The organism is Pseudobacillus sp. FSL P4-0506 (assembly GCF_038003025.1).
Classification (GTDB): domain Bacteria; phylum Bacillota; class Bacilli; order Bacillales; family Domibacillaceae; genus Pseudobacillus.
In genome coordinates this window covers 2,772,777-2,784,143 of record NZ_JBBOOI010000001.1, presented here as the reverse complement: position 1 = coordinate 2,784,143, position 11,367 = coordinate 2,772,777, and the positions used below count along the sequence as shown (strand labels likewise).

Sequence of the window (11,367 nt, the reverse complement as noted above, 5' to 3'; positions counted from 1 at the left end):
TGATATTTTGCGAAAAATCGGTTATATACGTGTCAGTTCAACTAGCCAGAATCCTTCAAGGCAATTTCAGCAGCTAAACGAAATCGGAATGGATATTATTTTTGAAGAAAAAGTTTCTGGAGCAACAAAGGATCGCGAACAACTCAAAAAAATGTTAGAGGTTTTACAGAAAGGTGACATTATTTATGTTACAGACTTAACTCGAATCACTCGCAGTACACAAGATTTATTTGAATTGATTGATATAATACGAAGTAAAAAGGCAAGCTTAAAATCAATCAAGGATTCATGGCTAGATTTATCAGAGGATAATCCATACAGCCAATTCTTAATTACGATAATGGCTGGTGTTAATCAATTAGAGCGAGATCTTATTCGTATGCGTCAACGTGAAGGGATTGATCTGGCTAAGAAAGAAGGTAAGTTTAAAGGCCGGTTAAAAAAATATCATACAAATCACGCAGGTATGAATTATGCAGTAAAGCTATATAAAGAAGGAGGTATGACTGTAAATCAAATTTGTGAAATTACAAATGTGTCTAGGGCATCATTATATAGAAAGCTGTCGGAAGGGAAATAATAATGGTTCCTTATTCCATTAAAGGCCAGATTATTGAATAAGATAAATGAATGCGATATTCATTTTATAAAAGTTCTTATTGTAGAAGGGAACACAAGGTCCCTTCAGTGTTCAGGACTAGTAGTATACCACGATTAGTATGGTATGAAAAAATGGTGAAGATTAATCAACTTTATTGAAAATGTTAGTGAATGATATAGCGCCTGATCAAGAAATTGTACAAGAATTCTGTCAAATCGCTTATATTACACAAAGTAAATGAGGTTTTTTGATTTTTTATGAAAGGTTTTAAAACCAAAAAACAACCAAGGTACTCCAAAAATCCCTTGGTTTCTTTTGGTTTATTTATTTTTATACACCAATCGCCTCAATAATATTTCCAATGGACCATTTAGATTGTTTCTTTCTAATAAAGTTGCCAAAACAACAGAAAGGGCCCAAATCCCCACTGCCATCATAGCAGCAATTCCGTTGCTCAAATGTCCTCCTAAATCAAGTGCTACTGGTGATAGGAATAACACAAGCATTGCCTCATTCCAAACATAGAATGTTAAAGAACGTTTCCCTAATGCCATTAAAGAATAGCTACTGTACCCTGGCTTTTTTACCTTGGCCCCGATTATTCCAAAAATCGCCGCATAAGCTAATCCTCCGGCGATTCCTGTTAACATGTGAAGTCCGGCTATTAATCCTGCTATAAAAAAATTAGGGTGCCATACGCTCCCTAAAAAGGATAAAGGCAACGTTCCTAGTAAGGAGACAGACAATCCAATAAGGGTTATGAAATAAAGTATTCTTACATGTTGTTCAGGTTTTGTTAATAGCTGATATCTAGCAATCCACATTCCAACTAAAACGGAAGGAATGATGGGGAACATAATATGAATCATAATCGGAATGATAGGAAAAGAAAACAGGGTTGAAAACGTTGTGCTTAGGTATGTGTCTATGGCTGAAACCTCTGGAGCAAAACCATAACTTCCGATTTCTTGCATGTTGAAGCCCCATAAAATTGGAGTAAAGAGACAATAGACTAAAGTTACAATTGTAAAGGTTCGTATTAGAGCATTAATCTCGCGTTTTAATTGCCAGCTAACAAGAAGCCCAGCTAAACCATATGCCATTAAAATATCTTGACCGCCAATGAAGACTGCCAACATGATCCCAAATAAAATCAAATACCAGGAACGTCGTCGTATCGTTTTTATGGCATCTTTTTCACTTTTCCCTTTAGAGATTTGACTATTAAATGACAGTACTAAACCATAGCCTAATAATATCGCAAACATCGGTCTTGCCCGATTGTCAATAAAGAACATGCCAAAAAGATTCACGACTTGATCAAAAGAGTTTATACTTTCCGCCCTTTGCATGATTCCAGGTTCAGAGTTGTATAAATATAGGGGGGCATGTGCGAGTACAATGAGCAGTAACATAGCACCTCTGGCTAAATCTAATGAAATGGCACGTTTTTTTCTTTCTGTTGTGCTATTGGTTAATAGAACGGACATACTGATCTTCTCCTTGGTCTTTGACAAATACACCTAGCTCATTCAAATCTTTTCGTAAATGCTTCGCTTTTTTAGTATTTCCTTCCCGAATTGCATTTCGCCTTTCATATAACATAGTATTTACATTTGAACTAAATCGCTCATCCTCTAATTTCCATAGGCTATATTCCTGTTTATAAGGATCTTGTTCCACCCATGGGAAACCGTGCATTAAGAAAGTATCTTTAATTTTGCTGGGGTTAATATCAGATGTTTCACGTAACAATTCTTGATCTGCTTGATCGATGACCACCACTTGACGCTTGTCTACAAAAACGGCTTTTACATTCGACTTTGAAATTTGCTTTTCTAGGGAGTCCTTCTTAATATAAATGCTTTCCAAAGTAATTCTCATCTTTAAAGCTTCACTATATATTGTTAAAGAAAATAGAATTCCCACAATAACACCAATTAACATAAAAATAACTGAAAGCCAGAAAGGAACAAATAAATTTAATAGCTCTATAAATTTCGAATCAGCAAAAAGAGGGATCTTTTTTATCATTTCTACCAATCTGGGTAAAAACCATCCGATTATTCCTAAAAGAATCGGGCTTACTATAACAAGTAGTTTTTCTAAAAAACCTAATCCAATGATAGATACATTTTTCATGTGTAGTTAATCCTTTCTAGTTGGAGTTTGTTTTTGATTTCAAACTTACTGTGATAAAGAAAAGAAGATAATGGCATATTTAAACAATGAGTTTCTTCACCATTTTTATGAGCTCTACTGAGTAATTCTCAGTAGGTATTGATGAATTTGCCTTCAGCATTCTTTCCTCTATCGCCCCGATAATAAATGATGCTAGTATTTCTGTTTGAAAGGATTGAGTAAACTCACCGTTTTGTAGGCCTTCATTGAGAATATTCAAAACCATCGTTCTAAGTGCGTCTTCTTCCTCTTCTTCTTCCATTCTGTAATATGCCATGCCCTCTTCATTTCGGGCATTAAAGACAATCTCAATTAAAGCAATATTATGTTTAAAATGGGTCTCTTGATAAGCCAAATATGCCTTAATAAAAGCCTCTAGTTGTTGCGTTGCAGACTGGGTTAACAGAACCTGTCTACTAATAAAATCATGCTGCTTTGCTAATAGAAACAGTAATGTATGATTCATTAGATCAAGCTTGTCATTAAAGTGATAAGAAATCAGCCCTGCGCTAATCCTAGCCTTTTTCGCCACCTTCGTTAAACTTAAGCTGTTATATCCAACCTCTTCTAATGTATCAATACATGCAAGAATAATTTGCTCTCTTCTAGCCCCTGCAATAAAAGAATCAGTCATGCTTTTCAACTCCTAATTTATTCATATTGGTGGTTCAATCAAAAAAGTGTTTGGTCATTCAATCAAAGTTTAGTGAAAAATTTATATTTTGTCAAATGTATTATGAATACTAGGTGATATGAAGTGTTGAAATGAGAACCTAAAAAAGGAATATGTAAGGGAATTGTGCTGAAGAATGGTAATTAAAGGAGCAAAGCAAGACATTTGGCATGTGAAACCTCATTTTGATACATCACGGAGAACTTCATCATAAATAATGAATGAATTATTCAACAATAGGGCTTTTTAATATGGGAAATTCCTTATCGTTGTAAATCCGCATTTTCCTGACGCTACCCCTTTAACAAGTTGCTAAACGATTTACTCACCTTGATCGTTTCCCCTGATAACTGTTCTTCTGTGGATTATATCAACATCCATCTTTAACAGAGGCAAAAGAAAAAGTAACGATAGATTGTTAGCCTATTTTGCCTGCCCTTCTCTACGCGGGCCCTTTTTAGGAAACACAAAATCACCCACCCGGGACTGCATATCCCGGGTGGATGATTGGATTACTGAATATATCGGCGGGCCCCCGCATACTCTTCGCCATAGCCAGATGTTTCAATCGGATCAATGCGCACATGAGTCGAGCTGTTAGGAGAGTGAATCATCTTGCCATCTCCAATATAGACAGCGACGTGGTGAACTTTGCCTTTTCCTTGATCATAGGCGAAAAACAAAAGGTCTCCGGCCTGTAGATTTTCTCTTTCAACAGGTATTCCATGTGTGGCCTGTACAGAAGAATCCCGCGGGATCACTATTCCATTTGCATGATAAAGCGTGTAGGTGAACCCCGAGCAGTCAAAGCCAAAACCGGACATGCCTGCCCACAGATAGGGAAGGCCGAGAAACTTTTTGCCGGTATTGACAATATCCTGTCCAGTCGGAGCTGGGATATCCATCTCGTTTTTGTAAATGGCCACATCGCTCTTTTTTAGCCATTTGGCACCATCGCCAGGTGTCGCAACGAGCACTTCATGTTTGAATTCTTTTATAACTGGAAGGCGAGTGTTAAAGCTGATCTCCATAAACGCATGATTGCCCTTTTTGTTTTCATACAGCCAAGCTGTTGGAGACGTGACAAGTGCAAACGGTCGATTCAATTTGTTTTCAAAGCTTTTCCCTTTTACAAGCTGGGCTTTCGGCATCCAGCCCGGGTAGCCTTGTTCATTTCTTGGTGTTGGTTGATTATGAACGACCACTTTAACCCATTCCCCTTTTTGCTCAAGTACCGTTACTTTTGATCCGTATAAGGCTTGTGTTTCTAGTTTCCCGACAAGGCCGAGTTTTTCTTCGTAAGTCATGCTGGTGGTCCATTTTCTTAGATCAACCGGATTAGCGGAGGAAGGCTTGTCCACCTCTCGTAAAAGGTTTGGAGCCGTCCACAAAGTCGCCGCTGATACATCAACATAATAAGTATCTGTCTCTTTCCCTTTTGCTTCTGCTGAATTGATTGACAAAAGCAATAATGTTCCAAGAGCTAACACAATGGCATACCACTTTTTTAACATAATGAATGTTCATCCTTTCTTTTATTTATTTAAAAGGAAAGGTTTTCTTTCCTTTTTATCCCCAGTCCTGGAGCATTTCCGAGCTTGATCAGATCTTTCTCGTAAGAAATGCCTTCGAAGTTCTCTTGCTTGATCCAGAGCGGTGCATCCAGGTCAACTTTTGTTATATTCGGGTGGGCTACGGCCAGATGGATGGCGGCTGAAACACTGACGATTGATTCCATCATGCTGCCAATCATGCATTCTACTTCTGCTGCTTCCGCCATATCAGCGATTTGTACTGCCCGACGAATCCCCCCTGTTTTCATTAATTTAATATTTAAATAGTCCACTGCTTGCTCGGATAATAGTTTCATAGCATCAACCGGTGAAAAGAGGCTTTCATCTGCCATGATAGATGTGCGAACGTTATTTTTTATTTCTTTTAGACCGGCAATGTTGTAGGCTTTTACCGGTTGTTCGACCAGTTCAATATTAAGTTGTCGATCTTCAAGTTCTCTGATAGTTCGGATCGCCTCGCTGACCGACCATCCCTGGTTCGCGTCCACACGGATAGCGATTTTACTGCCGACCGCCTGGCGGATGGCACTGATTCTTTCCACATCCTGCTCCCAGTCTTTTCCCGCTTTAATTTTTAAAATGGAAAAGCCATCTTTGATAATTCTCAACGCATCATTGACCATCTCAGCTTCACCGGCAATGCTGACGGTCATATCATTGTGCAGCTGATTCGTCTCGCCGCCGAGCAGTTCGTATAGAGGAATATTCCAGTAACGGCAAGCTGCATCATATACAGCGATTTCAACAGCTGCCTTTGCACTCGTATTCCCGGCACATGATTGCTGAATGATTTTTGAAAGCCTATTAAGGCAGGTGATTCTCTGGCCAATCAACTGAGGAGCGATTATCTGTTCAATGACACTTGAGATTCCTTCTGTTGAGTCTCCCGTAATAGCAACTGTTGGCGCAGCCGCTCCTACTCCTGTCAGGCCATTTTCCAATTGAATTGTGACAAAGATATTGTCAATTTCTGTTGCTGTGCGTAAAGCTGTCTTAAAAGGTTTGACCAATGAAAGTTTTTCTACAGAAACAGCTAGTTTGCTAATATACATGATGACATCCTTTCCTTACAGTGCAGATAAAATATAAGAAGTGAAAATTCCATAATATGTGCCAAGCAAACTACCGAGCACGGCCATTAAAATACCTACCGGGATCAGTGTCCTGTTAAAGGAACCGGCTAAGATTGGTGCCGAAGCGACACCGCCAATGTTGGCAAGTGAAGCGACTCCCATTGTAAATAGATCTAACTTAAAGACTTTCGCCAGAATAACCATAATTACACCATGGAAGAACATAATCATGAAACCGGAGATAATGTAAACTGGCGCCTGGAACAATTGCGAAAAGTCGGCATGGGAGGCAATCAACCCGATGACAATGTAGAGCATTACTTTCGAAATTTCCATAGAGCCCGGCAGTTTGCCTACCTTCGTCATTGCCAATATAAGGCCAACAGCAGAGGCGATAATGATTGTCCACGTAGTTGCATTGACAGCAGCCCCGAGTTCAGGAAGGCTGTCTCCTATTTTCGTTGCAGCTGCGGAGACGAATAAGGCGAGTGCCAGAAAGCCAATTAACTCTACAAAGCCGATCGGCTGTTTGTCGCCGTTATCTTCCGCTTCCAGCTGGGCTGTAATTTCATCAATATAAGAAGTGTCCGCTTTCGTCCACTTGTTGAACTTTAAGGCAAACGGCACAAGCCAGAATAAGAACATAACCCAAACGGAATAATTGACGGTATCCATGATCAGGGCGTACCCAAAAATATTTTCCGGAACATCTAAAATTCCTTGAAGAATGACCATATTGGCTGATCCGCCTGTCCAGCTCGCACTGAGTGCAGAAAATGCCTTCCATGTTCCTTCGGCATAAAATCCTTGAAGAAGCACATAAGTGATGGTAAATCCAGCGATAATACTGAGCGATGCAGCGAAAAATGTCAGCAGCATTTTTGGTCCTAGGCGGATAATTTTTCTTAAATCACAGTGAAGCAGCATGAGCATAAGCATCGCTGGCAACAGCAAACCGCGCACGGTCCCGTAAGCGGTTTCAACGGACTCACTAGCAGAGAAGAAACCAAAAGTTTTCATTAAAGCAGCTCCAATATAAATGAGAACAATGCCGGGCACATACTTAAAGAACTTCCCACCAATCGTTTTTTCTGCAATGGCAATGACAGCCGTAAATGCCAGCAAAAAACAAACAAACATAACACCATCTTGAATCATCTATAATTCCTCCTTTAAAAAATAAAAAATCCAGCTGCCAAAGGAGAGTAGCCCCTTTAACAGCTGGATTTCAAATGCGTAAACAATTGAAGCAGCTAATTGCTAATAATTTGGTTATATTTAATATGGGCATTCTTAAATGCCACAATTAAAGCCTTCTGTGATGCGCCAAAATAACGGGATTCAATATCGGCAATAATATCCTCGAATTCCATCATGGATCGCCCGCTAAAAATGGATTGAACAAATTTAGATGTTAATGAAATGGTTGAAGAGCACTCAGCTTCTAATATTTTATGATTGCTCCGATCGATGACGAGTCCGATAAAATAGGAATTAAACTGCTGCATAATCGGATTGTTAGAAGCCGTTTTACTATCTCCAATTACATAGATTGTATCTTTATGAAACACGAGTGATCCTCCTGCCATTCGGATATTACGCGGGGCATCCACATGTTTTGCATGCAAATGTTCGCCGTAATAAGCATGGTACATTCATCTTAATATATCCGCCCGCTATTTGCAATATTAAAAATATTTTGTTTCAAAGACAATAGTTAGGCTCCTTCTTTTGTAAACAGCTTTTTTTCTTTCCATTTTCCAAAGTGAAAATAGGCGAAGGCAAAAAGGCTGCTAATGATAAAGCTTGTCCCCATGCCAAAAGCAATGCCGCGTTCTCCTATCCAGTTTGCAAACCATTCCGTCAGTGGATATCTCAACACCCAAAAAGAAATGAAGTTCAATACCAACACTTGAAACATGGCCCCTGCTCCCCGCACGATGCCATTTAATACAAAATTCAAGCCGAGGAAAGGATAGAAAAACGCCACCATTTTTACATATTCACTTCCGAACGCTACCGCTTGCTTGTCGGTAATAAACAGGCGGATGCTCCAATCAGCAAATAAGAAGATAAATAGAGCGGCCAACAGCATAATAGCTAAATTTAACAAAGCGGCATAGAGAGCAGTTTGGTTTACCCGCTTCCACTGCTGGACGGCGATATTTTGACCAGCCATACTGTTGACTGCTGTACTGAGAGCCTGGGCCGGTAAGATTAACAGGCTGTCCAATCGCTGAGCAGCACCGAAACCAGCAACGGCATATCCACCAAATGAAGCAACCACACTCATAATAGCGGCCATCCCTGCAGAAATAACCGTCATTTGCAACCCAGCTGGAATCCCCTGTTTTAAGATCAGAGTTACTTCTTTTTTGGCAGGGATCGAAGGAATGGTGAACGGAATCAATTTAAACCGAATGCTAACTACTAGACCATACAAAAAAGCGGCACCTTGAGCGAAAATGGTGGCATAGGCGGCACCGTCAATGCCCATGTCTAATACACGGATAAATAATGGATCAAGAACAGCGTTTAATATAACCGCCATGGAAACAAAGCGGATAGGCGTCTTGCTGTTTCCGAGCGCCCGAAAAACCGTGCCAATAAAGTTGTAACCGAATAAAAAAAGAATGCCAATAAAGTTTATTTGTAAGTAACTGACCGCTTCAGGAACCATGGCGGATGGCGTATCCAGCAATCGTAAAATATCTTCTGCCAAAAAAAAGCCAGCTATACCTAGGCTAATGACAAAAAAGTTAAAAGGACGATAAAAGCATTTACGTATCTTTTTAAATGCTCAGTGTCATCTTTGCCTTTTAACTGCGACAGAATGGTCAAGGTGGCATTGTTAATGCCAATGATAAAAGATAACACTGTAAAGATGACGGTGCTGGAAACAGCTACTGCCCCTAGTGCATTCGCACCGAGTAAATTTCCTACCCACAAGCTATCAATGAATTGATAAGACACCTGTAAAAGGTTGGTCAGCAAAATTGGCAGAGAAAAGGTAAGCAGCTGCCTACAGATGTTCCCTGTCGTGAAATCATGCTGTTTCATTCTTGTACTCCTTTTTGTTCTATCATAACGAAAAACAATGGAAGATGTGCTGAAAATGCTTCCAAAAGAGAAAGCAAGATGTTTGGCAGCTGAAAAAACACCGTCTGGTTTAGACGGTGTCGTATGATGACTAATGATTATTTGGGCCTATCTGTATTATACAATTTTAATGAGGTCCGAGGTGCCTGTGCGCATCTCCCCTGTTTTATTCAGTTCAATCGCCTGTCCTTCTTCGAGGTTAGTAAAAATAACCGGCGTTACAGCTGAAGGAGCATGTTCATGAATATAATCTAAATCGACTTTCAAGAGAGGTTCCCCTCGTCGGATTCGATCCCCATCTTTTTTAAGCGCTTCAAACCCCTCTCCTTTTAAATGAACTGTATCAAGGCCGACGTGGATCAATACTTCATGCCCTTCGTCTGAACGAAGACCAATGGCATGCTTGGTAGGGAAAATAGTAACAATTTCTCCGTTAAACGGAGCTTCCACTACGTCTCCTGTTGGCTCTATCGCAAATCCATCCCCCATTAATTTATTAGAAAATACTTCATCAGGCACTTCTGAAAGCGGCATTACACGGCCGGCAATCGGCAAAGAAAAATCGGTCAGTGATCCAGGATGGTTCACTGAAGTCATTGTATTTTCCGTTGAAGGAGCAGAAGGTTGTTGTCCGGACATGATATTTTTCATATCTTCATATACAAATTGCACATTTGTACCGACGATGACTTGCACGCCTGTTTTTCCAAGCTTCATTACACCACGAGCTCCATTTGCTTTTAAAGCTTGATCTTTCACTTTTTCGCTATCGGCTACTGTCAGGCGAAGACGAGTAGCACAATGATCAAGAGACGTGATGTTGTCCTTTCCGCCTAGATTTTCGATGAAAGCAGCCGCCATGTGTCCAGTTGTTCCGTCACCTTGAACAGCTAGTCCTTCTTTTTCTGAATCAGCGGTTTCTTTTTCTCTTCCTGGTGTTTCAATATCGAGCTTTTTAATTAATGTGTAAAAAATAACAAAATACAAAACAGCATATACAATCCCTATTGGTATAAGGAAAAGCGGTTTTTGAGCGATACCAAAGTTTAAAAAGTAGTCAATTGCTCCCGCGGAAAAACCGAAGCCATGATGAATGCCGAGCATCACACTGATTGCCATGGACAAACCAGTTAATAAAGCATGGACGACATACAGAAGCGGCGAGAGAAACATAAATAGAAATTCAATCGGTTCTGTAATACCAGTTAAGAAGGAAGTTAAAGCTAAGCCGCCGAGCATGCCGGCTACTGCTTTTCGCTTTTCTTTCTTAGCAGCAGCAATCATCGCCGCCGCTGCTGCAGGAAGCCCGAACATCATAATAGGGAAAAATCCAGTCATAAAGGCACCCGCTGTCGGATCACCGGCAAAGAAGCGCTTTAAGTCTCCATTTGCCCCATTGAACTCACCAAACACAAACCAAACAAGACTATTTAAGACATGGTGAAGCCCTACTGGCAATAGCAGGCGATTTAAGAAACCAAAAATACCGGCTCCAAGAGCACCAGCGCCTGTAATCCATTCTCCTACATTATTAATGCCTTCCTGAATTGGGGGCCAAATCACACCGAAAATACCGGCAAGAATGATCATCGCAAAAGAAGTAACGATAGGCACAAAGCGCTTGCCTCCAAAGAAACCGAGCCACTCTGGGAGCTTTATACCGGAAAATCGGTTATATAAAAGCCCGGCCGTAATCCCTGAAATAATTCCGCCAAGCACATCCATATTAATGTCTTTATTAATAGCCTCTGTCCCATTCGACAAGACGAAATAACCAACAGCCCCAGCTAGCGCAGCGGCCCCGCTTCCGTCTTTCGAAAGGCCAATCGCAATGCCGATCGCGAACAAAATGGCTAAGTTAGCAAATACTGCATCACCAGCGGCAGCGACGAATGGAATTCCTAGTAAGTCATCTTGGCCAAGCCGCAGCATTAATGCTGCGGCTGGCATAACAGCGATCGGCAGCATTAACGATTTGCCTAGTTTTTGTAAAAAATTCAGCATATATTCATATCTCCTTTTAAAATGAATGAAAACGCTTTTGTTGGGAAAACTGTATCACAAAACATTTATAGTTGTCTATACCAATTTTGCGGTTTATCATGATATTAGAATGTGCTTTTTTTCATTCTTTATGACCAATTTAGACAAAATTATGGTGAACAG

9 protein-coding genes and 1 pseudogene are annotated in these 11,367 nt (G+C 40.3%); 1 reads left to right on the top strand and 9 read right to left on the bottom strand.

Annotated features, from left to right (window positions below; genetic code table 11):
* Window positions 1–7: 7 nt before the first annotated feature.
* The gene (locus MKZ02_RS14025; RefSeq protein WP_340854103.1) at window positions 8–580 is read left to right on the top strand and encodes a recombinase family protein; all 573 of its coding nucleotides are present in this window, start codon (window positions 8–10) and stop codon (window positions 578–580) included.
* Window positions 581–921: 341 nt separating this feature from the next.
* On the opposite strand, the gene MKZ02_RS14020 is transcribed toward MKZ02_RS14025, so the two are convergent.
* From MKZ02_RS14020 to nagE, 9 genes and pseudogenes are all read right to left on the bottom strand, one after another.
* Complete coding sequence (locus MKZ02_RS14020) at window positions 922–2,091, bottom strand: DUF418 domain-containing protein (RefSeq protein WP_340854102.1); 1,170 nt, start codon at window positions 2,089–2,091, stop codon at window positions 922–924.
* Window positions 2,069–2,743, bottom strand: a complete 675-nt coding sequence (locus MKZ02_RS14015; RefSeq protein WP_340854101.1) for a YqeB family protein — start codon at window positions 2,741–2,743, stop codon at window positions 2,069–2,071. The genes MKZ02_RS14020 and MKZ02_RS14015 overlap by 23 nt, the downstream gene beginning before the upstream one ends.
* Before the next feature lie 79 nt (window positions 2,744–2,822).
* Complete coding sequence (locus MKZ02_RS14010) at window positions 2,823–3,416, bottom strand: TetR/AcrR family transcriptional regulator (RefSeq protein ID WP_340854099.1); 594 nt, start codon at window positions 3,414–3,416, stop codon at window positions 2,823–2,825.
* Window positions 3,417–3,967: 551 nt separating this feature from the next.
* Window positions 3,968–4,969, bottom strand: coding sequence for a C40 family peptidase (locus MKZ02_RS14005; RefSeq protein WP_340854098.1), 1,002 nt, complete (start codon window positions 4,967–4,969; stop codon window positions 3,968–3,970).
* 29 nt (window positions 4,970–4,998) lie between these two features.
* Window positions 4,999–6,081 (bottom strand): dipeptide epimerase, encoded by a 1,083-nt coding sequence (locus MKZ02_RS14000; protein WP_340854097.1) that lies wholly within the window; start codon window positions 6,079–6,081, stop codon window positions 4,999–5,001.
* Between the two features lie 15 nt (window positions 6,082–6,096).
* The gene (locus tag MKZ02_RS13995; protein ID WP_340854096.1) at window positions 6,097–7,260 is read right to left on the bottom strand and encodes a DUF819 family protein; all 1,164 of its coding nucleotides are present in this window, start codon (window positions 7,258–7,260) and stop codon (window positions 6,097–6,099) included.
* Window positions 7,261–7,355: 95 nt separating this feature from the next.
* Window positions 7,356–7,673, bottom strand: coding sequence for a DUF3870 domain-containing protein (locus tag MKZ02_RS13990; RefSeq protein ID WP_120031318.1), 318 nt, complete (start codon window positions 7,671–7,673; stop codon window positions 7,356–7,358).
* 146 nt (window positions 7,674–7,819) lie between these two features.
* Window positions 7,820–9,162, bottom strand: a pseudogene (locus MKZ02_RS13985) (MATE family efflux transporter).
* A 156-nt stretch (window positions 9,163–9,318) separates the two neighbouring features.
* Window positions 9,319–11,205 (bottom strand): N-acetylglucosamine-specific PTS transporter subunit IIBC, encoded by a 1,887-nt coding sequence (nagE, locus tag MKZ02_RS13980; RefSeq protein WP_340854095.1) that lies wholly within the window; start codon window positions 11,203–11,205, stop codon window positions 9,319–9,321.
* Window positions 11,206–11,367 lie beyond the last annotated feature (162 nt).